19 protein-coding genes and 2 pseudogenes are annotated in these 23,747 nt (G+C 43.2%); 10 read left to right on the forward strand and 11 right to left on the reverse strand.

Annotated elements, in window-relative coordinates; translation table 11 throughout:
* Positions 1-426: 426 nt before the first annotated feature.
* The 3 genes from LW728_RS13655 to tatA all read left to right on the forward strand — a co-directional run bounded on the left by LW728_RS13655 (position 427) and on the right by tatA (position 3,371).
* Positions 427-1,125 carry a DUF3782 domain-containing protein gene (locus LW728_RS13655; protein WP_287766982.1) on the forward strand — a complete coding sequence of 233 codons (699 nt, stop codon included), beginning with the start codon at positions 427-429 and terminating at the stop codon, positions 1,123-1,125.
* A gap of 540 nt (positions 1,126-1,665) precedes the next feature.
* Positions 1,666-3,096 carry a dihydrolipoyl dehydrogenase gene (lpdA, locus tag LW728_RS13660; protein WP_287766983.1) on the forward strand — a complete coding sequence of 477 codons (1,431 nt, stop codon included), beginning with the start codon at positions 1,666-1,668 and terminating at the stop codon, positions 3,094-3,096.
* A gap of 98 nt (positions 3,097-3,194) precedes the next feature.
* Positions 3,195-3,371, forward strand: coding sequence for a twin-arginine translocase TatA/TatE family subunit (gene tatA / locus LW728_RS13665; protein WP_002733416.1), 177 nt, complete (start codon positions 3,195-3,197; stop codon positions 3,369-3,371).
* Between the two features lie 228 nt (positions 3,372-3,599).
* On the opposite strand, the gene LW728_RS13670 is transcribed toward tatA, so the two are convergent.
* Together LW728_RS13670 and carB are read right to left on the reverse strand one after the other, a co-directional pair.
* Complete coding sequence (locus LW728_RS13670) at positions 3,600-5,000, reverse strand: TldD/PmbA family protein (RefSeq protein WP_002803426.1); 1,401 nt, start codon at positions 4,998-5,000, stop codon at positions 3,600-3,602.
* Between the two features lie 261 nt (positions 5,001-5,261).
* Positions 5,262-8,507, reverse strand: coding sequence for a carbamoyl-phosphate synthase large subunit (carB, locus tag LW728_RS13675; protein ID WP_287766985.1), 3,246 nt, complete (start codon positions 8,505-8,507; stop codon positions 5,262-5,264).
* Between the two features lie 279 nt (positions 8,508-8,786).
* Here carB and LW728_RS13680 point away from each other — a divergent pair, with 279 nt between their 5' ends.
* Positions 8,787-9,023, forward strand: a complete 237-nt coding sequence (locus LW728_RS13680) for a ferredoxin-thioredoxin reductase variable chain (RefSeq protein WP_002803429.1) — start codon at positions 8,787-8,789, stop codon at positions 9,021-9,023.
* Positions 9,024-9,039: 16 nt separating this feature from the next.
* On the opposite strand, the gene tyrS is transcribed toward LW728_RS13680, so the two are convergent.
* The gene (tyrS, locus tag LW728_RS13685) at positions 9,040-10,257 is read right to left on the reverse strand and encodes a tyrosine--tRNA ligase (RefSeq protein WP_287766986.1); all 1,218 of its coding nucleotides are present in this window, start codon (positions 10,255-10,257) and stop codon (positions 9,040-9,042) included.
* Between the two features lie 196 nt (positions 10,258-10,453).
* Between tyrS and LW728_RS13690 the strand changes: the two genes are divergently transcribed.
* The 3 genes from LW728_RS13690 to LW728_RS13700 all read left to right on the forward strand — a co-directional run bounded on the left by LW728_RS13690 (position 10,454) and on the right by LW728_RS13700 (position 13,327).
* Entirely contained in the window at positions 10,454-12,139 is a 1,686-nt protein-coding gene (locus LW728_RS13690) for a glycosyltransferase (protein WP_287766987.1), read from the forward strand.
* 96 nt (positions 12,140-12,235) lie between these two features.
* Positions 12,236-12,460, forward strand: coding sequence for a ferredoxin family protein (locus LW728_RS13695; RefSeq protein WP_016516721.1), 225 nt, complete (start codon positions 12,236-12,238; stop codon positions 12,458-12,460).
* Positions 12,461-12,589: 129 nt separating this feature from the next.
* Positions 12,590-13,327: an ABC transporter ATP-binding protein gene (locus LW728_RS13700; RefSeq protein ID WP_287666818.1), complete on the forward strand. Its 738-nt coding sequence runs from the start codon at positions 12,590-12,592 to the stop codon at positions 13,325-13,327.
* Positions 13,328-13,812: 485 nt separating this feature from the next.
* Here LW728_RS13700 and LW728_RS13705 read toward each other — a convergent pair whose 3' ends face one another.
* The 8 genes from LW728_RS13705 to hoxE all read right to left on the reverse strand — a co-directional run bounded on the left by LW728_RS13705 (position 13,813) and on the right by hoxE (position 21,449).
* Entirely contained in the window at positions 13,813-14,898 is a 1,086-nt protein-coding gene (locus LW728_RS13705) for an alanine/ornithine racemase family PLP-dependent enzyme (RefSeq protein WP_002803441.1), read from the reverse strand.
* Positions 14,899-14,902: 4 nt separating this feature from the next.
* Positions 14,903-16,063 (reverse strand): N-acetyltransferase DgcN family protein, encoded by a 1,161-nt coding sequence (locus LW728_RS13710; protein WP_002803442.1) that lies wholly within the window; start codon positions 16,061-16,063, stop codon positions 14,903-14,905.
* Between the two features lie 22 nt (positions 16,064-16,085).
* Positions 16,086-16,295 carry a DUF3134 family protein gene (locus tag LW728_RS13715; protein ID WP_002803443.1) on the reverse strand — a complete coding sequence of 70 codons (210 nt, stop codon included), beginning with the start codon at positions 16,293-16,295 and terminating at the stop codon, positions 16,086-16,088.
* Positions 16,296-16,547: 252 nt separating this feature from the next.
* Positions 16,548-16,856: a photosystem II assembly protein Psb34 gene (gene psb34 / locus LW728_RS13720; protein ID WP_002783665.1), complete on the reverse strand. Its 309-nt coding sequence runs from the start codon at positions 16,854-16,856 to the stop codon at positions 16,548-16,550.
* A 173-nt stretch (positions 16,857-17,029) separates the two neighbouring features.
* Entirely contained in the window at positions 17,030-18,403 is a 1,374-nt protein-coding gene (locus LW728_RS13725) for a gluconeogenesis factor YvcK family protein (protein WP_287766989.1), read from the reverse strand.
* 292 nt (positions 18,404-18,695) lie between these two features.
* A complete protein-coding gene (locus tag LW728_RS13730) occupies positions 18,696-19,181 on the reverse strand; it encodes a Tic20 family protein (protein ID WP_287664193.1) in 486 nt (161 codons plus the stop codon).
* Between the two features lie 122 nt (positions 19,182-19,303).
* Positions 19,304-20,911, reverse strand: a complete 1,608-nt coding sequence (gene nuoF, locus LW728_RS13735) for an NADH-quinone oxidoreductase subunit NuoF (protein ID WP_287766990.1) — start codon at positions 20,909-20,911, stop codon at positions 19,304-19,306.
* 28 nt (positions 20,912-20,939) lie between these two features.
* Complete coding sequence (hoxE, locus tag LW728_RS13740) at positions 20,940-21,449, reverse strand: bidirectional hydrogenase complex protein HoxE (RefSeq protein WP_002762924.1); 510 nt, start codon at positions 21,447-21,449, stop codon at positions 20,940-20,942.
* Positions 21,450-21,792: 343 nt separating this feature from the next.
* Here hoxE and LW728_RS13745 point away from each other — a divergent pair.
* The 3 genes and pseudogenes from LW728_RS13745 to LW728_RS13755 form a co-directional block, all read left to right on the forward strand.
* Positions 21,793-21,987: pseudogene (locus LW728_RS13745) on the forward strand (hypothetical protein); the annotation flags it as partial.
* 166 nt (positions 21,988-22,153) lie between these two features.
* On the forward strand, positions 22,154-23,161 hold the full coding sequence (locus LW728_RS13750; RefSeq protein WP_287664198.1) for a GNAT family N-acetyltransferase: 1,008 nt from the start codon (positions 22,154-22,156) through the stop codon (positions 23,159-23,161).
* Between the two features lie 194 nt (positions 23,162-23,355).
* Positions 23,356-23,633: pseudogene (locus LW728_RS13755) on the forward strand (flagellar assembly protein H); the annotation flags it as partial.
* Positions 23,634-23,747 lie beyond the last annotated feature (114 nt).

A 23,747-nucleotide genomic window follows, 5' to 3' on the forward strand; every position in this document is an offset into this window, starting at 1 on the left:
CTGCCAAGATAAATTATCTATCTCAGCCCAGAATCGATGTCCTTTCTTGATAATGTGTCTTTCTGCTACTAACATATTATCCGTTGTCTTTTAACTCAGCGTCGGGTTTTGAAGAGTTGTCATCCGTTGTGATAATTGTACCAGAAGGCAATTGATAGCCTGTTAAATTCCCTTGTTTCCACCACCTCCAAGCCGTTCGATAACTTATTCCTGTTTTTTTTGCCTAGTCCGATAGTTTTGTCTGTACATATTACCATGCCTGACTATATCTGACTATATTTGTATTTAAACTTTACAATACTTGATCTTGAGGAGAAACGCTGTAACTATTGACTTGCTGAATTAACACCCGTCCCCAAAATGACTTGTACTTTGCTAGTACAATTATAGTAAAAAGTGAAATAAGAAAGATTAAAACCAATAACTATGTCTCAACCGATTACCATCGAAGATATCTATAAACTTTTCGAGAAAACTAACGAAAAGTTTGAACAATCACGCCAAGAATACGATCGCCGGGCTGCTGAAGCTAAGGCTGAATATGATCGCCGGGCTGCTGAAGCTAAGGCTGAATATGATCGCCGGGCCGCCGAAGCCAAGGCCGAAGCCGATCGCTGGGCCGCCGAAGCCGATCGCCGGGCTGCTGAAGCCGATCGCCGTTTAGCCGAGCTAGAGAAAACAGTGGCCAATACCAGTCGTGCCGTGGATAGTTTAACCACTCGCTGGGGAAGATTTGTCGAGGAATTAGTCGAACCTGCTGTTATTAGCCTATTTCGGGGCAAAGGTATCGATGTCAAAGAAACCTACAGTCGTGCCAGGGTAAAACGGCAAGGAATAGCCATGGAGATTGACATTTTAGCCGTCGATGAAACCGAGGTAGTTTTAGTAGAATGTAAGTCTCGTTTATCGAAAGATGATGTCAACGAGTTTTTAGAAAAATTAAGTCGATTTAAACAAGCATTTCCCCATTATAAAAACTATCAAGCTTATGGTGCAGTGGCAGGAATAGAAATAGATGAAGGAGTAGATCGTTATGCCTATAAACAAGGTTTATTTGTGATTAAACCATCGGGAGAAACGGTAGAAATCATTAATGATTCTGGTTTCGAGCCTAAATTATGGTAGGAGAAAGATGTTCCCCTCATCCGGCAAAGTATTGGCAGCAGGTCTAATTTTTCCAACCTAGCACTAGACTAACCTATGGATAGGATGCAGGATTAATAAGTAAATGGTTTCAATTAAATTGAAGATAGATTTTGTCTTTGATCCCCCCTGCCCCCCTTGATAAGGGGGGTGCCGATAGGCGGGGGGATCTGACAATTTTTAACACCCACCTACTTATTCATATCTTGATTCAGTAACGTCTTGCATAATTAATTTTTGAGGATTCAAAAACGGCAAAAATAAGGACTAAATCACCTAAAATCTGTGAATAGAGCATTTAAAATTCTCCTGACGACCGACGACAGGCTCCTAACCCCAACAACAATTTTTGATTTTTACCAGAGGTCTAGTAACGTCTTGTCCTAAAATTGCCAATAGCCAGTTTCAATGCACAAGAGCCTGATGGCTAAAAACTGGCTCCAGTTTTTGCCCGGGATAGCACAGCTTGATCGCAGTGGATCGTAAAATGGGATAATGCTAACTTTGAGAGTCAGAGAGACTATGAGTGAATTCGACTACGATTTAATTATTATCGGTGCTGGAGTTGGTGGCCACGGAGCAGCCCTACACGCGGTCAAATGTGGGCTAAAAACCGCTATTATTGAAGCCAAAGATATGGGAGGAACCTGTGTCAATCGCGGTTGTATTCCTTCTAAAGCTTTGCTGGCAGCCTCGGGACGAGTGCGGGAATTGGCCGATAGTGACCATCTGAAAAGTCTAGGTATTGCCATCGGTGGCGTTAATTTTGACCGTCCAACAATTGCCGATCATGCTAACAACCTTGTCAGTAAAATTAGAGGCGATCTCACTAATAGTCTTAAACGTCTCAAGGTTGATACTATCCACGGTTGGGGAAAAATCGCCGGCCCGCAAAAAGTTAGCGTCATCGGGGATAGTGGCGAAAAAATCTACACCGCTAAGGATATTATGCTCTGTCCGGGGTCGGTTCCCTTTGTCCCACCGGGGATCGAGATCGATCATAAAACGGTTTTTACCAGTGATGAGGCCGTTAGATTAGAAACTTTACCCAAGTGGATTGCAATTATCGGCAGTGGTTATATCGGTCTGGAATTTTCGGATATATACACCGCTTTGGGTTGTGAAGTGACGATGATCGAAGCTTTAGATAGTCTCATGCCTGGATTTGACCCAGAAATCTCGAAAATCGCCGAAAGAGTTCTGATTAAACCTAGAGACATCGAGACTTATGTGGGAGTTTTGGCAAAAAGTATTAAACCGGGGAATCCCGTGGCCATTGAACTGGTGGACGCAAAAAGCAAAGAAGCGATCGAAATTTTAGAAGTAGATGCTTGTTTAGTCGCTACAGGAAGAATCCCCGCGACCAAGAATCTCGGATTGGAATTTGTCGGGGTAGAACTGGATAAACGCGGTTTTATTGCCGTTAATGACAAAATGCAGGTAATTCAGTCCGGTGAACCGATTCCCCATCTCTGGGCTGTGGGCGATGCTACGGGTAAAATGATGTTAGCTCACGCTGCTTCGGGTCAAGGGGTAATAGCCATTGAAAATATCTGTAATCGCCCAAAAACCATCGATTATCGCAGTATTCCCGCCGCCGCTTTTACCCACCCCGAAATTAGTTATGTGGGTTTAACGGAACCGCAAGCAGAAGCTTTGGCACAGGAAGAAGGGTATAAGGTGGCTTCTGTCAAGACCTATTTTAAGGGAAATTCTAAGGCTTTAGCGGAAGGAGAAACGGAAGGCATCGCTAAAGTCGTTTATCGTCAGGATACGGGGGAATTACTCGGTGTTCATATTATCGGTATCCACGCATCGGATTTAATTCAAGAAGCGGCCAATGCGATCGCTGAACGTAAATCTGTCCATGAACTCGCTTTCCGCATCCACACCCATCCAACTCTCTCAGAAGTCCTCGACGAAGCTTATAAACGAGCAGAAGTAGCAGCATAGAGTCAGTTATCAGTTATCAGTGATCAGTTATCACCGTTAAGTTTCCGACTCCTGAATTCTGACTCCTTTCTCTTTTTTTACTTTTTACTTTAAAGATTATGTTTGGATTAGGTTGGCCAGAAATAGTAATTATTGCTGTCGTTGTTCTCCTGATATTTGGACCGAAAAAAATACCCGAATTTGGGGCAGCTTTGGGGAAAACTTTACGGGGATTTAAGGAAGAAATCAATCAAGATGAGCAAGAAATTGAAGACAGTGACGAGAAAATGAGATAGATTTCGGCTCTCAGGGCGAATGCAATTCGCCCCTACAATAATATTATTGCGCCAATGGTAGGGGCGCACCGCGTGCGCCCAAAAATTGAGATGCCCCCCCTAATTTGTTAAGCTAAAGGTTTTGATGTACTTAGTTTCTAACCTTCTTTTTAGGTAGGAGAATTGCCAGATTCTTTCTTGGAGCCTCTTGCCCTCAGAAGCTGTTTACTGTTTACTGATCACTGTTCACTAAATATCTGCTTCTCCCCCCACCACCACATCGCGGATACGGAGACTGGGGCCACCGCAGCCGACGGGTAAACCACTTTGACCCCCTTTTCCGCAGCCTCCCGACTCATCCCAGTAGAAATCATCCCCAATTGCCTCAATATTGGCTAGGGTTTTAAAGACATTACCGGAGAGAGTCACATCCTTAACCGGTTCAGCAATTTCTCCGTCGCGAATCATCCAAGCTTCCCCGGCGCTAAAAGTGAACATTTCGCCGTTAGTCATGCCTCCCTGCCAATTTTGGGCATAAACTCCCGTTTTTATCCCCGAAAATAACTCTTTAACGGGAGTGGTTCCCCGTTCAATCCAAGTGTTGGTCATGCGGACAATGGGCGGATAATGATAATTGAGACAACGGGCGTTACCGGTCGGTTTTTCGCCTAATTTGCCCGCCGTTTCCCGCGAATGCAGTCTTCCCACCAAAACCCCATCTTTAATTAACTGAGTCGTCGTTGCGGGGGTTCCCTCATCGTCATAAAAATAACTGCCCCGATGACCTTCTGGACTGGCCCCGTCAAAGATTTGCAGGTTATCCGGTCCGAAACGTTTGCCCATACTCATCACTTCCAAAAGGTCGGGATTTTCGTATAACATATCTGCCTCGGAAAGGTGGCCAAAAGCCTCATGGACGAACAAACCGGTTAAAATGGGATCGATGACGACGGTGTAGGTATCGCCCTTGACAGGGGGCAAAACTAGGGCTTGTAGGGCCCGTTTAGCCGACCCCTGCACCTGTTCCTCTAAATTGACCAGATCCTCGAAAGCTTTTCGGGATCCCGTGGTTTCCCGGCCCGTTTGTACGCTGTCCCCATCCCTAGCGGTGGCCGAAAAACGCATTTCTACGTCTGACCATTTTTGTTCGATTAAAGTCCCGTCAGAAGTGCCTAAAAGAATATGTTGACTGCTATCGCTGTAACGGACGGAAGTGGTGGCAATACTGGGATGGTGTTGACGCAGTAAGTTATTATAGCGATCGCAGAGGGCTTTTTTATCGGCTAATGGTACTAAACGGGGATCTGTTCCCGTTAAAGGCAATTCACAGGAGATAATTACAGGTTCTACTGGAGCAATCAGGGTTTCTTCTTCCCCAATTAAACGGGCAGCAGCGATCGCATCTTCTAATCGTTCCTGTAAACTGGATAATTGATTAAAGCTGGCAAATCCCCAACCTCCTTTATAACAAGCGCGTACCTGACCACCGATAGCAATACCTTCGCTGAGGGTTTCCACTCGTTCGGAACGTAGTAGAATATTTGTCCCCCGCGCTTCTTCCAGACGAATTGTCAGGAAATCGACGCGGTTTTTATAACGGTTAATCAGTTCACTAATTAGGTTTTTATAATCGTTTAGAGTATCGGTCATAGGAATTATGAATTATGAATTATGAATTATGAATTGGGAAGTGGGGTGATGGGGTAGTGGGGTAGTGGGGAGATGGGGTGTGGGGTGTGGGGGAATTATGAATTATGAATTATGAATTGGGGAGCAGGGAGTGGGGTGTGGGGAGAATAAATAAAAATAATCTCCTGTCTCCTGACTACTGATAACTGATAACTGATAACTGACTACTGATAACTGACTACTGATAACTGATAACTGATAACTGATAACTGATAACTGAAATTAGGCGAGATAATCCTGTAAAGCTTTCACCTCTAAAGGTTGGGATTGCAGGGATTTTAAGGCCGCTACTGTCGCTTTTGCCCCGGCGATAGTGGTGATAATTGGTAACTTATAATCGAGGGCAGTGCGGCGAATTTGTCGGCCATCATTTTGGGATTCTTCACCACTGGGAGTATTGACAATAAACTGAATCCAGTCATTTTTGATCCAATCGATAACGTGGGGGCGGCCTTCGTGAATCTTTAGCACTAAATCGATATTTTCGCAACCGTTTTCTAACAAAACTTCACGAGTTCCCGAAGTGGCGACGACGCGAAAACCGAGGGATTGCAGATCCTTAACCACGGGGACCATGGGGGTTTTATCGCGATTGTTCATCGAGACAAAAACCGTCCCACTGGTGGCTAAAATCACGCCGGCGGCCATTTCCGCTTTAGCGAAAGCTTTGCCAAAATCGCTGTCAATCCCCATTACTTCCCCTGTAGAACGCATTTCTGGCCCCAGGAGAGTATCGGCGCCGGGGAACTTCTGGAAGGGTAAAACCGCTTCTTTTACGGCAATATGACGGGGAATTGCTTCGCTGATGATCCCCAATTCTGCTAGGGTTTTGCCCGACATGACGAGGGAGGCAACTTTTGCTAAAGGAACTCCCGTTGCTTTGGAAACGTAGGGAACAGTACGACTAGCGCGGGGATTCGCTTCTAAGATATAAACTGTCTCCCCCTGTACCGCATACTGGATATTCATCAAACCGATTACTTTTAAAGCTTTCGCTAGTTCCACCGTCCATTGTCGAATTGTGGTTAAAACCGGGGCGCTCAGGGACGTATGGGGGATAGAACAGGCAGAATCGCCCGAATGTACGCCCGCTTGTTCGATATGTTCCATTAATCCCCCGATAACTACTGTTCCCGTGGCATCTGACAGGGCATCCACATCCACTTCGATGGCATTTTCGAGGAATTTATCGATTAAAATCGGGTGATCCGGTTCTATCTGTACCGCATACTTCATATAGCGTTCCAATTCGCTATCGGAATAGACGATTTCCATCGCCCGACCGCCTAAAACGTAGGATGGACGTACTACCACAGGATAACCGATGCGTTTAGCCACTGCTTGGGATTCTTGGAAACTGCGAGCAATACCGTTGGGGGGTTGCCGTATATCTAATTGTCGGAGGATTTTTTCAAAACGTTCCCGGTCTTCGGCAGCATCGATCGAATCGGGTGAAGTTCCCCAAATTTTGGTATTTACGGGACAATTAGGCGATTCTAAATATTTTTGCAGGGGAACCGCCAGTTTTAAGGGAGTTTGCCCACCGAATTGAATAATTAAACCCTCTGGTTGTTCCGCTTCGATGATATTTAAGACATCCTCTTTGGTCAGGGGTTCAAAGTAAAGGCGATCGCTGGTATCGTAATCGGTGGAGACGGTTTCTGGATTAGAGTTGACCATAATCGTCTCAAAACCGGCGTTACTGAGGGAAAAAGCGGCATGACAACAACAGTAGTCAAATTCTATCCCTTGGCCGATGCGATTGGGACCACCACCAAGGATCATCACTTTGCGTTTATCGGAGGGTAAGACTTCCGATTCTACCCGTTCGTAGGTGGAATAATAGTAGGGTGTTAGGGCCTCAAATTCCGCCGCGCAGGTGTCCACCATTTTATAAACGGGAACAATACCTAAACCCTTGCGATAACTTCTCACTTCGTCCTCGCTGCTGTTGGTGGCGAAGGCGATTTGGCGATCGCTAAAACCCTGTTGTTTAATGGCGAATAGGTCCTCTTGGCTGAGACTTTTCAGGGGAGTTCGTTTGAGAAACTTCTCGGTTTCCATCAAATCGGCCAATTTATCGAGGAACCAGGGATCAATCCCGGTTAGTTCGTGGATTTCCTCCCCATTCATGCCCAATTTAAAAGCATGATAGATACTATAAACTCGTTCGGGGTTAGGTGTCCGCAAACTGGCCCGGACTTCCGAGAGGGGGGGGAGAGTTTCGACTTTATCGCAACCAAAGCCAAAACGGCCCGTTTCTAGGGAGCGAAGTGCTTTTTGGAAGGATTCTTGGAAAGTTCGACCGATAGCCATGGCTTCCCCGACGGATTTCATCTGGGTGGTTAGAATCGGTTGGGAGCCGGGGAATTTCTCGAAGGCAAAGCGAGGAATTTTGGTGACGACGTAATCGATAGTCGGTTCAAAGGAAGCTGGGGTTTTTTTGGTGATATCGTTGGGAATTTCGTCTAAAGTGTAGCCTACTGCTAGTTTAGCGGCAAATTTAGCGATCGGGAATCCCGTGGCTTTCGATGCTAGGGCCGAAGAACGCGATACCCGGGGATTCATCTCGATCACGATTACGTCGCCGTTAGTGGGATTAACGGAGAATTGGATGTTCGATCCGCCAGTTTCTACGCCAATTTCCCGAATAATTGCCTTAGAATAGTCCCGGAGGCGTTGGTATTCTTTATCGGTTAGGGTTTGGGCGGGCGCAACCGTAATCGAGTCGCCGGTATGGACCCCCATAGCGTCAAAGTTTTCGATCGAACAGATGATCACCACGTTATCGGCTAGATCGCGCATAACCTCTAATTCGTATTCTTTCCAGCCAATTAGAGATTTTTCGACGAGAATTTGCGATGTAGGCGAACAATCTAGCCCATACTGGGCCATCGGTTCAAATTCTTCTTGGTTATAGGCAATACCGCCCCCCGTTCCCCCTAAAGTGAAGGCCGGCCGGATAATGAGAGGATAGGAACCGATCTGATGACCGATCGCTTTTGCTTCTTCTAAATTGTTGGCAATCCCCGAAGGACAGACGGGAACACCGATTTTCTCCATTGCTTTTTTGAATAGTTCCCTATCTTCGGCTTTTTCAATAGCGGGGAGTTTTGCCCCGATCAGTTCCACGTTATATTTTTCTAAAACGCCGCTTTTGGCCAAAGCTACGGCGGTATTGAGGGCAGTTTGACCGCCCATAGTCGGTAGAATCGCATCAGGGCGTTCTTTGGCGATAATTTTCTCGACAATTTCTGGCAGAATTGGTTCAATGTAGGTGCGATCGGCCATTTCTGGATCGGTCATGATCGAGGCGGGGTTAGAATTGACTAAAATTACCTCATAACCTTCTTCTCGTAGGGCTTTACAGGCTTGAGTTCCCGAATAGTCGAATTCACAGGCTTGTCCGATGACAATCGGGCCAGCGCCCAAGATTAGGATTTTCTGTAAGTCATCACGGCGTGGCATAGGCTTAGGGTTGCTTGACTATAAACCCCAATCATTGTATATGTTGTCACCCCTCTATTCCCTAAAGCTTTATTTAGGTTTAATGACCTTATTTGTTTGAGGAGGCAGCTTTTTTCTTCCCACTTCCCCACTCCCTAACTCCCCCATCACCCCACTTCCGACTCCCCAATTCATAATTCCCACTGATAACTGATCACTGTTTACTGATCACTGATATCGCGTACAATGATAAGATTGTTTTCAAAGATACAATAGGCGTTTGTCTTCGCTAGAGAGTTTATGAAAGTTGGCGATCGAGTTCGTATAATTGATTCCGTGGTGGTTTATCACCATCCTGAACACAAATCAGAGCCTTTTGACGTGAAAGGACTAGAGGGACAGGTGAAAGCGTTTGTCACCGAATGGCGTGGCAGACCGGTTAGCGCCAATCTACCTGTCCTCGTCGAGTTCAGTAAAAAGTTTAAAGCCCATTTTCGAGATTTTGAAGTAGAAATCGTGGAAAAAGCCGGAGAATAGGGACTTTTTCGCTTATTTAAGCTACAAAGCGAATAAATTTATTTTTGCCCACCTGTAGGACTTTTCCGGCTAAAGCTTCGGCTGTCTCAAAACTTTTGTCCACATCGGTGATTTTCTCACTATCGATTCTGACTCCACCCCCCTGAATCTGTCTTCTCCCCTCGCCGCTACTTTTACATAAGCCGGTGGCCGAGAGAAGATAGAATAATTTCAGGGGAAAAGTGACCGCCGCGAGGGAAAATTCGGGTACAGAAGCCGCAGCTGCCGTATTTCCCTGTAGAACTATATCTTGCGCCGTTTTTTGTGCTTTTAATGCCTCCTCTTCTCCGTGAAACTGGGCAACTACCTCGATCGCCAGTTGTTTTTGTGCCTCTCGCGGATTGCTTGGCATAGCATCTAAGGGCAAGTTTGTCAATAGTTCGTAATAATCTTTTAACAAAACGTCGGGGGTTTTTTCCAGTTTCGAGTACATGGACAGGGCCGATTCCCGCAATCCCACATAATTATTCAGGGATTTGGACATTTTTTGACTGCCATCGGTTCCGATTAAAATCGGTAAAAGTAGCCCGAATTGCGGTTTTTTGCCGAAATATTTCTGTAAATCACGACCGACGGCAATATTAAATTTTTGATCGGTTCCTCCCAATTCCACATCGGCCTCGACAGCTACGGAATCATAACCCTGCATTAAGGGATAGAGAAATTCATGGAGAAAAATCGGGTTTTCCTTGTCGTAGCGTTCGGAAAAGCCTTCTTTTGCCAACATTTGCCCGACGGTCATGGTGGAGAGGAGTTCGAGAATTTGCGATAGGTCTAATTTCCCCAACCATTCCGAGTTATAGCGAATTTCTAGGCGATTAGGGGTGTTAAAATCTAAAATTGGGCGTAATTGTGCCAGATAATTCTCGGCATTGGCTCTCACTTCTTCGCTCGTCAATTGTTTTCTAACTTCCGATTTTCCCGTCGGATCGCCGATTCTAGCGGTAAAATCACCAATAATCACCACTGCTACATGACCGGCATCCTGGAAAGCACGCAGTTTCCGAAAAGGGATACTATGACCTAGGTGAATATCGCTGCCGGTGGGGTCAATACCTAGTTTAATTCTTAAAGGGCGATCGGTAGTTTGCAGTAGTTGGGTTAAATTTTCCCTAGGATCTGGGGAGTCGGGTTGATGGGGGAATAAATCACTGGTTCCACGGGTTAACCAGTCTAGGGAGGAAGATACGGTCATTGTTGCTCATTTTCCACAGCCTTCCTATTATAGTTTTTTATTATGTCAAGTAACAAGCAAAAGGTAAATAAACCGGCATCTTCAGTAAAAGTCGATAACACCTTGACAATTCTCCCGATCGAATATAGAGTCTTAAAATCTTCTTTTTCAGAATTATCAAAAATTTTTCTGTCTTGAATTGAGATCAGATAAGCCAATGAATCCTAGTTTTAATAACTCTATCCCCGTGAAGAGGATCAAAGTTTCCGTAATTGTCTCTACCTATAAATCAGCGGAGTTTATCTGGGGTTGTCTAGAGGATTTAGTTACTCAAACTCTTTATGAAAAGGGAGAAGTAGAAATTATTATTATTGATAGTGCTTCTCCAGAGAATGAAGGGGAGATTATCCAAGAGTTTCAAGAAAATTATCCTAATATTATTTACCAGAGAACTCAAGAACGAGAAACCTTGTACTGCGCTTGGAATCGCGCTATTAAACTAGCTAGGGGTCTTTATCTCACCAATGGGAATACTGATGATCGTCGCTGTTTCAATGCTCTGGAAATTATGGCTAATTATCTAGATAATAATAGAGAGATTAGTTTAGTTTATGCCGATCAATTAATTACCACCATCAAAAATGATACTTTTGCCAACACCCCAGCTTTAAAACATTGGAATTGGCCAAATTACTCCTATCAACAGATGCGTCAAGGTTGTTGTGTGGGTTCTCAACCAATGTGGCGAAAAATGCTGCACGATAAATATGGTTATTTTCAGGAAAATTTTCGCTGTGCTGGTGATTACGAATTTTGGTTAAGAATCGGCATTCAAGGGGAAAAAATGGCTTTAATTCCTGAGATTTTAGGTTTATATTATTTAAATCTGCAAGGTTTAGAACATGGCAGCAATGGTCAAGCATTAGAGGAACATTATCAAGTATGTAAAATCTATGAAATTCCTCACCCAGAAATTAAGGATATAGAAATTAAACCCAATCCAGTTAAGATGGAAGATTTAGGGAAAATTTTAAATAAGGATGAGCGAGAAAAATTACAAACAATTCAAGCTATCTCCCAGAATAAAACTCCAATTATTGTTATTGATGGCGTAATTTTTCAAATTGATCAAGGAAAATTAGCCAGGGTTTGGTCTTCAATTCTAGAGCATTGGAGTCAATTAGAATTGAGTCAACACATTGTTATTTTAGATAGAAATAACACCGCACCACGATGGGAAGAATTTAAATATTGGCCTGCGGAATCCTACGATTATAATTTTACGGGAAAGGATGCCAGAAAAATCCAAACTATTTGCGATCGCCTACAGGCTAATTTATTTATTTCCACTTTTTATACCAGTCCCTTAACCACTTCTTCTCTACTTTTTCTTACTTCTAAATTCCCAGAAGAAACCGGTAATTTACCAGTAAATTTAGAAAAACACTATGCAATTTTATCCGCTTCTAGAATCATCACTTCTTCCTCTGATATTGCCCAAGATTTAAGAAGGTTATATCCGAAAATTACCCTCGAAAAAATTGATATTATCGAGATTGCTGAAATTAATCAAAAACTAGCGAAAGAAATCATTAATTTTCTCTGGTATGCGCTCAGTGAACGGAACGAATCAAGTCAGGATCAAGTCTGGTTAGAGTTAAGAAAATTACAGGAAACGCAACAGACAATGTATCTGAAACAACAGCAAGATTATCATACTATGCAAGGGATGGAAATATCACTAAGAAAATTAGAAAATAATCATAATAATCTTCAGAAAGATAATCAGAAATTACAGGAAGAAATTAACTATTTGTCCTCCCGTAAGGGAATAGTAAAAACCATCGGCAAAACTCCTATATTACTTCTTGCTAAGATCAAGAAAAAACTCCCAAGATTTTAGGGAATTAAGGGGAAGTTTCCTAACAACGATTACAATCCCGACACGGCAGCGCCTAAAAGTGGTAAACTAATGTTAAGAATTAGAGGAGAAAACACTGTGCCACATTCGATCGTCACTGGAATTTGTGAAGGGGTTGCTGATTGCGTTTCCGCTTGTCCTGTTGCTTGTATCCATCCAGGACCGGGTAAAAATGTTAAAGGAACCGATTGGTATTGGATTGATTTTGCCACTTGTATCGACTGTGGTATCTGTTTACAAGTATGTCCCGTCGAAGGTGCAATTCTGCCAGAAGAACGTCCCGATTTACAAAAAACTCCCTAATTTATCAGTTATCAGTTATCAGTTATTAGATGTAAGTTTTCAGTTTACTGTTTACTGAAAATGCTTCCCACTTCCCAATTCATAATTCATAATTCATATTACTGTCTGCTATCTCCTTTTTACCTTACCATGGATTACCTTTTAGAAGTTGAACAAGTTTATGCTGGTTATGTGCAGGATTTATACATATTGCAAGGGGTTAACTTTCGCATTGCACCGGGGGAATTAGTCACGGTTATCGGTCCCAATGGTGCGGGAAAATCTACCCTTGCTAAGGCAATTTTTGGTTTATTAAAACCCAGTGCTGGAACTATCACTTTTAAGGGAAAAAATATCGCCGGTTGGAAATCCAATCAAATCGTTACCCTCGGAATGGGTTATGTTCCCCAAATCGCTAATGTTTTTCCATCCCTGAGCATTGAGGAAAATCTGGAAATGGGAGCTTTTACGAGCAAAGGAAATATAAAATCTTTAAAAGAGCGCATTTATGCCATGTTTCCCCGTTTGCTCGAGCGCCGTCGTCAGAAAGCTGGCACTTTATCTGGAGGAGAAAGACAGATGTTAGCCATGGGACGAGCGCTGATGTTGCAACCGGATTTATTAATTCTCGATGAACCTTCGGCAGCTTTATCTCCTATCTTAGTAACCAGCGTTTTTGAACAGATAAAAGCGATTAATCAGACGGGAACTGCAATTATTTTAGTGGAACAGAATGCCAAAAAAGCCCTAATGATGTCCGATCGAGGTTATGTTTTAGAAAGTGGTCAAGATCGTTTTCAGGGATCGGGTCAAGATTTACTCAATAACCCGAAAGTAGGGGAATTATACCTCGGGGCGGCTGATCATGGGGCCAAACGAGATGATTAGGAATTTGTTAAGGATTGAGGGGGATTTTGATTTCTTCCCGGAATTGGCTCTCCTAGGTTTGGTGGGTAAAATGTATTCTAAGATACATTTCTCCTAGCGAGGGGGTGGAACGAACCACAAAGACACAAAGGACACAAAGATCGATCGATCCTATATAATTTAAACTTATCACACAAAGTCGAGAAGAGCCCGGAATTTAGCGATAGGATAGTAATTGAGTACAAATCTCTACGGCCCTGATGTCAAGGTGGATAAGCCAGCAACCCCTAAATAGGGTCTGCTGAATAAATCTAAAAACCTTGTTGGGTAAGACTTTTAGACCTTTTGTCAATCAAAAAGTACTGGATCTGGGAGTGATCGGGGGTAAATTTAGGCACTTTTTCCCTGAAAATTAGGTAATTGGCCACCTCAAAACTGGTAAAACCCCACACCCCACACCCTGCCCCCAGGAAAAACTTTTTCAGCAAACCCTATTTATTAATCGATCAAGACAGTTGTGCTACTGCATTGAGAGCATAACTTTTAGTAATAAAAGGAGAAGTCATGGCTGTTAAAAGTCCTCCGTAATCAAGATTAAAACTGACTTCGCTTCCTACTTTTAACCTCTTGTTATGACTATCAAGAACTAGATGATCGCTACTAGAACCTAATATTTTTATCTCCTGACTTGTTTGTAATCCAGAGATAAGAACATCCTGTCTTCCTAATGCAATAATAACTCGACGGTGAATGCCTTGATCGATAAAGCTGGGAACATTACCAAAAGCATCTCGACCAATTTCTCCAGAGGGTAGAGATGGTTTATCTTTAGATTCGATTACTTCAGCAATTAACCGAAAAGCATCGGTATATAAGCCAGGTATCACTTGTCGATTAACTGTTTCACAACCTAATAAAATTGATTCTCCTAAACGCAGATTATTAATCCGACCAACTTCGCTACTTTTTTGATACCATTGATAGTTAGCAGAATTGCCTCCTGAAATAATCGGTAATTTTATTAAAAATTCCTGCTCAATTGTATCTGTTAACACAGATAATTTGCTCATATTATGGCTATCAGGTTTAATACCTCCATAACAAGCCAAATTACAACCCAGTCCAACAATTTTGATAAAGGGAAAAGCGAGGGTTTTTTTGATGAACTTGACGAGATCTTTCGGCAGTACACCTTCGCGTAAATCCCCTAACTCCGTCATGATAATAATGCGGTGTATTTTTTGCTTTTCTTGAGCATAATAGGAAAGTTCCTGAATTGTTGCTAATTCGGTATTTAAGCTGATATCTGCAATGTTAACCACTGATTCTGCTTGACTCAAGGCAGTACGCAACAGAACAAAAGTTGTCACTATTCCTGCTTGTTTCATTTTGAGAATATTTTCGATTCGAGAGTCAGCGATAAAGTTGACTCCACCTTGAATCATCGCCAAGGCGATCGAGGGATCACCCAAAATCGCTTTGGAAACTCCCATGACAGAAAGTCCCTTGCTGCCGTATAATTGGCAGAGTAAACGAGCATTATGGCGTATTTTCGGGAGAGAAATCTCGATTCTGGGTAAAAGGTCTTTCATCAGCCTATTTGCTCCCAATTGCGGGAATTGCAGCTAAAATTTCCCCTTTGATTTTCCGGTTTAATTTCGGAAAGCGATCGCATAAAGCTTGGACTAATTTCTCACATCCGTGTAACAAAACATCAGTAGTCGGTAACTGAAAATCTCGCTCATATTTGGCAATAATACGCTCAGTGGCTGCTGCGGTGAGATTTTCGTGATTAATCGCAATAGCGATAACTTTAGTGGGAGAAATTGCCTCAATTAGTGAAATTTCTTCCTGTAATTTTGGCATGGCTAAATGAGGAAAATCACAGCGAAATTTTCGGGCTGGGGGATGTTGTAAAATAATCCCATCGGGCCTACTTCCTTTCAAAATTCCCACGGAACTCATAAAAGCAGGATGACTCAGAGAACTTTGTCCTTCCACTAAAATAATATCGGGTTTTTCTTTCTCAAAAGCTTGAACCACAGCATTTTCAATTTCACCGATGACAAATTGAGAAACCAAAGCATCGATCGAAACCCCATATCTTGCTCCCTGCATCAAGCTAGTTTGTCCAGTAGCGACTAAGACAGACTTAATACCCAAGCCTTGGAGAGTTTGATTAACTGCCACCGCAGTGGTCATTTTTCCGCAAGCACAATCGGTTCCTAAAAAGGCAATAACGGGTATATTTACTTGGGAAATTTGCCCAGTAAATACATGAAGATCAGCTAATTGTGGTGGTTTACGAATGTCTGTAATTTGCACACCATACTGACTAGCTTGCTCCCTAAATTCTAAATCTTCGGAGAAGAATTGATGCAAACCATTAATAATATCCATTCCTTCTGCCATTGCTTCTAAAATTAGCAGCCTTTCTAGGGGGGGAATAAACGCTTCTAAGGGTGCTTTGCCGTAGATATAACAATTGGGAACATCTCTAAGTTTTTCTAAGGCTGTTTGTAAATTGGCAAAAATGGGAATATGATTTTTTTTATCTCCTAATGCTTCTCCCGCATCTTTTCCTGTTAAGGAACTATCCAGCACACCAACAATTGTATATATTTCTGATTGTCTGATCAAGCCAGCTGCCGTTTTTCCGTCCACACGTCCAAACTGATTTTCACAGTAAATTAAAGCCGTTTTTTTCGTTGATACCACTTTCTTAATCTCCTGAATATTAGATAATTGAAATTTCACTCCTCACTCCCAGTAAGACTATTTATTCTTCTTCTTCTATAGCATAATTATCTGGATCGATAATATCGTCTAGTTCTTCTAAAATTTGCGAATCGGGATGAGCATCAGATTGACGTAATTTTAATCTTCCTGTCCGTTCTAACCAATGGAGAAGGGTTTCTTTGGAAGTTATCTGCATAACAGGAATTGCCTGATAGCGAGGTTCTTGACTAAGAGAAGGATTAAATTTCATACCTGTTGAATTTCCTTTGAGAAGTTAACTCTATTGGTTGTTCTATTGTTGATCACGAAGCAACCCACAAAAAACTGAAAAAAATTGTCAAGTTTAGCAAAGTAAAAAAGTTCAGCTGTCAGATTTACTATTTGGACAGATAGATAGAGTCGGTTCCAATATACGCTCCCGATACTTGGGATGCAGACTCTATGGTGTAAATTAAAGTTTTCTTGTCTCGCTCAACTTAAATGTCAATCCTACGGTTTTTATCTAGCTAACGGAAAAGGTGATTAATAACACCAAAGCAACCAATAAAACCGCCCCTAATCCTTGCAAAATATACCATTTTTGCTGTTCTAAAGATGGGTATTTTGATAGATAAATCTTGGGTTCGCTACCATAGTTATTGATGATTCCTTCATCATCTACTGTATAGCCCTCTGGGAGAGGTATATTAAGTGATTGATAGTTTTGCCCGTTTATATCTAGTTTAACCTCAGCAGGAATTAATTCACTTCCATCGCTTGGGGAATAGACTGTCGCACCTGTCTCTTGATTAGATTTAGTAGAGTAGTGCATGATTATCTCTCTTCAAAATCTGAGTATAACACAGAATAAGGCGAAATGGTTTTTCGGCTAATTTTTTCCTAGGGCTTTAATCAGCAAATTTGGCTAATGTCGGCAAATTAAAGCCAAAAATATGATTTTATAACTTGACAAAGCTAGATAAAAACATTTAGTCATCTCGCTATTTACTTTTTAGAATACCAGCGCCATAAAACTCGCGCTAAACGTTGGGGATCATGACTAACTTTGGCAGTAACTTCATCTTCTGCCATTACATTCGCTAAAACAATGCGATAACCCATTTTTCCCACCTCCTCGCGGTCTAAAAACACAGGATGACTATGCTCTTGGGCGTATAATTGCAGAGATTGGGGCGATGGTGCAGTTCTTTGGGCCAAAACCGTATCAAAGATGCGTTCCTCGCAGACTTTTTCGATCGCCCGAATATGATCAGCCACCGAATAATTATCCGTTTCCCCCGGCTGGGTCATAATATTACAAACATAGACGCGGGGGACTGTCACCTGTGCTAGGGCCTGACGAATTGCGGGAACCAACAAATTAGGGATAATACTGGTATAAAGACTACCCGGCCCGATGATAATATAATCTGCCTCCTTGATTGCCGCTAAAGCAGCCGGTAAAGCGACCGGATCGGCAGGATGGCAGCCAATCTGACGAATTTGGCCCATAGCTTCGGTTATCTTCGATTCTCCCTCAATAATGCGCCCATCGGCTAACTTAGCCCAGAGACTAACATCGGTAAGGGTAGCAGGTAGCACTTTGCCGCGAATCGCCAAAACTTTGGCACTAGCATCGATCGCCTGTTCCAGATCGCCGGTAATCTCGGTCATAGCGCTGATAAATAAATTACCAAAACTGTGGCCCGATAAACCATCCCCGGCATGAAAGCGATATTGAAACAATTCCGTTAATAACTTTTCCTCATCGGCTAAAGCGGCGATACAATTGCGAATATCCCCCGGGGGTAAAATGCCCATTTCCCGACGTAATCGGCCTGAAGAACCGCCATCATCAGCTACGGTGACAATAGCGGTGATATTGGAACTATACTGTTTTAAACCGCGTAAAAGCGTCGATAAACCCGTACCGCCACCGATGGCCACGATTTTCGGGCCGCGATGGAGACGACGATGGGTGCGTAGGAGATCAACTAATTCCTCCGATGCGTCCGGTTGTAGTGCTTCTGTAATCGTTTCGACGGTGCGACTCTGACCCCAGAATAACAAAAAGACACCCAGCAAAACCGCCAGCGGCCCGGAAACAGAATTAGGGACCAAACGGGCGATCGTTTCTAATGCTTGGGAAACAAACTCTAAAAAGCGATTAACCGGGGTTAATTTTACCCAAATAGCCAAACCGAAGGAGGTGAGAAAAACGCCGGTTAAACTAATTAAAAGCCAGCGTTTGACAAAAAGACCGGGAGAAAGCCATTTAAACCAACGATTAACTCGTTTAGGCGTTTTTCTGCCCACAGAAGCGGCTATTTTCCCCTTCTGAGCGTTGAGTTCCCGTAGCGTCTGTTTAAATGGACTCATAGATGTGGCCTGGCAGCGAACGCATTGATTCTGGAGAGACTGTAGCCGAAAAAGGGGACAAACTCAAGCTTAATTAGGGTCTGCTGAAAAAGTTTTTTGTGGGGAGAGGGTGTGGGGTGTGGGGTGTAGGGTGTAGGGTTTTCCCGATTTTGAGGAGGTCAATTACCTAATTTTCAGGGAAAAAGTCCAGGGATTTTCCCCCCGATCACTCCCATATCTGGTACTTTTTGATTGCCAAAAAGTCTAAAAGTCTTACCCAACAAGGTTTTTAGATTTATTCAGCCAGCCTAACCTAACCTCCCACTTGGGAATAGGCCGCCTCGGAAATTGTGGGAATATCGGCGTATTTACCGATAACCGACTGTATAATGCTGTAAACACAGGCGGCAAATGCTCCCAAAAAGACGACGTTATAAAGAGTTTCTACCACTAAATTCGCCCCTAAACCCCTAGCGACGAAACCTAAGACCAATCCCAATAAATACACCAAAATATCGATTAAAATCGCCTGCATGGTGTTAAACCGGATAAAATGACTGATGCGGGGATTGCGTACCACGGCGAAAAAGAGGACAAGGAAGATAATTAAACTGCCAAAGCTTCCCAGAGAACTATAGAGAAAAGCTAAGGGATATAAGGCTATTGCTAAGGCCGCTCCTAAAAAAGGAATTTGCTGAAAGATAAAGATACCGAAGGCAAAAGCCGAATATAAGGGTAAAAGATATACTAAAGCTGCAAAAATGCGATCTTTTGTATCGGTTGAGCCGCGCCAAGTCATAATCTATTGTCTCCTGAGACTACTGCTAACTCTCTTCAAGATAACCCGGCAGCCCACCAGACTTCCCATAACCAAAGAAATTGATTGAGGCCGAACATTGTTGGGCCTCGATCGAGTTATTCTCAAACAGAGACGGGGTGCTTGATTTCCTGTAACAGAGCCAGATATTCCTCCTTAAAATACTTTAGGGTACTTAAAATCGGATTGGGAGCGCTTTGGCCAAGACCACAAAGACTGGTTTCTTTAACCATTTGACAGAGATGTTCTAGGTTTTCGAGGTCGTGAATATCGGCCTTTCGAGCGATAATTTTGGCCAATAATTCAAACATTTGTACTGTTCCCGTGCGACAGGGGATACATTTACCACAGGACTCCTCGCGACAGAATTCCATATAGAATTTCGCCACTTCCACCATGCTGGTGGTATCATCCATAACCACCATCCCCCCGGATCCCATCATCGAACCGAGTTTGGCTAAGGATTCGTAATCTACGGGAGTATCGAGTAAATTAGCGGGAATACAACCCCCGGAGGGGCCGCCGGTTTGTACCGCTTTCACCTGACCATCGGGAATACCACCCCCCATCTCCTCGACAATTTCCCGGAGAGTAATGCCCATCGGCACTTCAATCAGCCCATTATTGCGGATTTTTCCCGTTAAAGCGAAGATTTTTGTGCCTTTACTGCTGGCAGTACCGATATTAGCGTACCAAGCGGCTCCCTCGCGGATAATAGCGGCGATATTAGCGTAGGACTCCACGTTATTAATCAGGGTGGGACAACCATCGAGACCCGATTGGGCCGGATAGGGGGGACGGGTGCGGGGAGTGCCGCGGCCGCCTTCGATAGAATGGATGAGAGCGGTTTCCTCTCCACAGACAAAAGCTCCCGCCCCGATGCGGATATCCACCTTAAAATCGAAAGTGGACTCGAAGACTTGGGAACCCATTAAACCGAATTTTTTGGCCTGATTAATCGCTTTTTGCAGACGATCGATCGCCAGAGGATATTCGGCCCTAACATAGATATAACCATGGTCGGCCCCCACGGCATAGGCAGCGATCGCCATTCCTTCCAGGACTAAATGGGGGTCACTTTCCAAAACACTACGGTCCATAAACGCCCCGGGGTCGCCCTCATCGGCATTACAGATAACGTATTTTTGTTTACCCGGTTGTTTAGCCACCGTTGCCCATTTTAAACCGGTGGGATAACCCGCACCGCCCCGGCCGCGCAAACCGCTTTGGGTGATTTCCTCCACCACCTGGGCCGGAGTCATCTCGTAGAGGGCCTTGTAGAGAGATTGATAACCCCCGACGGCGATATATTCCTCAATGCGATCGGGATCGATTTTACCGCTATTTTCCCGGACAATTTTGACTTGATGGGAGAAAAAGGGATGTTTTGAGTCCCCTAATTGCACCTCGGTTTTGCCGCCGTTTAAGGCTGCAATAATGCTGGCCGCACTTTCCGGGGTGACTTCTTCGTATAAGAGATCCTGGGGATCCACTTCCACCAACGGACCGCGACCACAAAAACCCATACAACCGACCCCCACCACTTCGACTGTATCCTCTAGGTCTGCTTCTTTGACGGCAGTGGCGAGGTTTTTTTCGATTTGGAGGGAGTTAGCAGCTTGGCAACCGGTGGAAGTGCAACAATGCACCCGGATGCTTTTTTGTCTAGCTTTTTCCTTCTCGGCCACTGCCAATAATTCTTGTAAGTCCATATTCTTCTCAATCCACTAGAGTGAAAAATTACTGGGAGAAACTCTGTAGTTTCGCCAAGACAGTTTCCGAATCTTGTTTAGGGGCCACGACTCCATCGAAGACCACGGCCGGCGCAATCCCACAGGCCCCGATACAACGGGCCGACACTAGGGAAATTTCTCCATCGGCGGTGGTTTCTCCCACTTTGACATCAAAGGCGTTTTCGATGTCTTCGAGGATTTTGCCGCTGCCTTTGACATAACAAGCAGTCCCCATACAGATGATACAGGTGTGTTTTCCCGCCGGTTTCAGGGAAAAGAGATGGTAGAAGGTTGCTACCCCATAGACGCGACTGAGGGGCAGTTTTAGCGCCCGGGCAACGTAGAGGAGAACATCTTCTTCTAGGAATCCAAAGGCTTCTTGAGCTTTGTGCAGGACTTCAATCAGGGCTGATTGATTATATCCTGCCCGCTTCATGGTGATGTCGAGGACTTTGAAGCGTTTATCGCCACTGGGATGCTCTTTTTTCTCCGTTTGACGAGGATTGGCAGTTTGCATAAATCTGAACCAAATAAATTTTAGGGGCGATGACGGGAAAGAGATGGAGAGTTATGGGTTTTCCTTGGTCATCTCCCTGCTTTTATTCTGACACTGGCTCCGGAGGGCGATCGATAACTTTATCTTTCCTTTAGTTATTGGGGGATATTCAGTTATCAGTGACCAGTAATCAGTTTCCCTAAGCTGTGGAAGATGAATTTAAGCCATTTTTCAAGAATCTGGACTGAGATATAAGGCAATGCTGCATTACTCTACTTTAATGCCAACGATAAGAAAGGCAATCGCACTCGATAAGATAAGAAGATGATACTTATTGAAGAATAAAGCTATCTCCTCCATCAAAATGAACCCAACAACCGCCAATTATGATGAACCATGAAAAGAGGCATTAAGCAAGTATTTTTAAGCGTTTTTATGCTTCTTTTTTCCTGAATTTTACCAATTAATTGATTGGACAAAAATTCCCAAATCCCTAGAAAAAGAACTCAAACGGATTACCGCTTCAGCTAAGACAAAAAAACGTTTTGCTGACAAACTCTGTTCAGAAACCAGTTAATGGAGTTACGGGGAATAGAACGTGGCAAGAAAATTGGCGAGGAAATTGGGGCTTTACAAACTGGTGGTAATTTTGTAATATCAGTTACCAGTTATCATTTATCAGTGACTATTTATCTGTTGCCAAAGCAGACTTGTCAGAATATAGTATGGAAAACAAGCATAATCTTGGCGAAACTATGTATCATCAACGACTAGCTAGACCTGAAGATGCAATAGCGATCGCTCCTCTTTGGCGAGATTTTGCTCAAAGGCGATCGGAAGTTGATCCCTCGATCAATCTGAAACCTGATTTTGACTATGAAGGATATGTGAGATATCAGCTTAAAAAACCTCTATCTTTCGGTTTTGTCTTGGAATATGAGCAGCAAATCGTCGGGTTTCTCTTTACTTATGTTTATGATGAGACCCCACCTCCCCAGATTTCTGCTTTGGAAATGTGGGAAAATCCTTTCATTCCCCGTCGTGTGGGTGCAGTTTTGGGGATGTATGTTAAAGAAAAGCACCGCAAACCAGACACGATTAATTTGTTGATTAAAGCGGCAATCGCTAAAGCGGAAGAACTAAAGGTTAGCGATATTGACCTATTAATCAGTATAGATCAGCAAGGGATTCAGGTATTATTAGAACGCTTGGGCTTTGTTAAAGCAGCGATTCAATATACAAAACATTTTAACATATCGGAGACGAATTTACCGAATTTACACCAGGCTCATTTAAGGCTAAGAGAAAAGGAAGTTATACCGACTGGAACAATTGTTTTAAGGGATATAAAAACTCAAGAAATTGTTAAGAATTCTCAAGGAAAGCCAATTTTTTTAGAGCCAGTTAGGGATGCAGCAGGAAAGGCTTTGACGAGTTCGACGGGTTTACCGATTTATCCTCTCCCTTTACGAGATCCGAATACTCATAATTTCATCTTTGATGAGGAAGAAAATCTCATCTTATGTCCTATCTTACAAGAACTAGGGGGTGAGGTAGTAGAATTTGGAGGAATCCCTCAATTTTGTCCACCTGTTTATGAACAAGTAGATGGGAAATTATGCTTGAAGCAAGATAGTAATGGCAATTATGTTTTTGCAGAAGTAGAACGGGATGAGTCAGGAAAAATTAGGCGATTACCAGAAGGAAAACCACTCTTTAAATCCACCAATTGATCTTTAAACTTTTAGCCAAACGTAACAATATCGAGAAGACTGGTTTCTTCAAGAAACCCCTTTTCTGAAAGCATCCCCCTATGCTCCTAGGTTAAAGGGGTAAAGTCATAACAATCCGTTGCCAAAACCAACTTTTCAGAATATAATAGAGAAGAGTAGTCATTCATCACTCAGATTAGTTAAGATGACATTACATGACTAATAATACTGACCATGATCGCTTATTTAAGGAGTTAATCTCCACCTTTTTTGTCGAATTTATCGAGTTATTTTTTCCTCAATTGATAGATTATTTAGATAGGGACTCGATTACTTTTTTAGACAAAGAAGTATTTACCGATGTCACGGAAGGAGAAAGGTATGAAAGCGATTTAGTCGCACAGGTTAAGTTTCGAGAAAAAGAATCTTTTTTCTGATTCATGTAGAGGCGCAGGAAAGTTCCCGCAAGTGGTTTAACCGGCGAATGTTTACTCAGCAATTCTCATTTTGAAAACAAAAGAAGATAAAGTTCTCTTGTTCACATAGAGAACTTCTGTCTAATTATCATTTTTTTTCAAGATAATCATCATAATTAGCTTCAAGAGAC

It is taken from the genome of Microcystis sp. 49638_E5, assembly GCF_021300285.1.
Lineage (GTDB): Bacteria > Cyanobacteriota > Cyanobacteriia > Cyanobacteriales > Microcystaceae > Microcystis > Microcystis aeruginosa_C.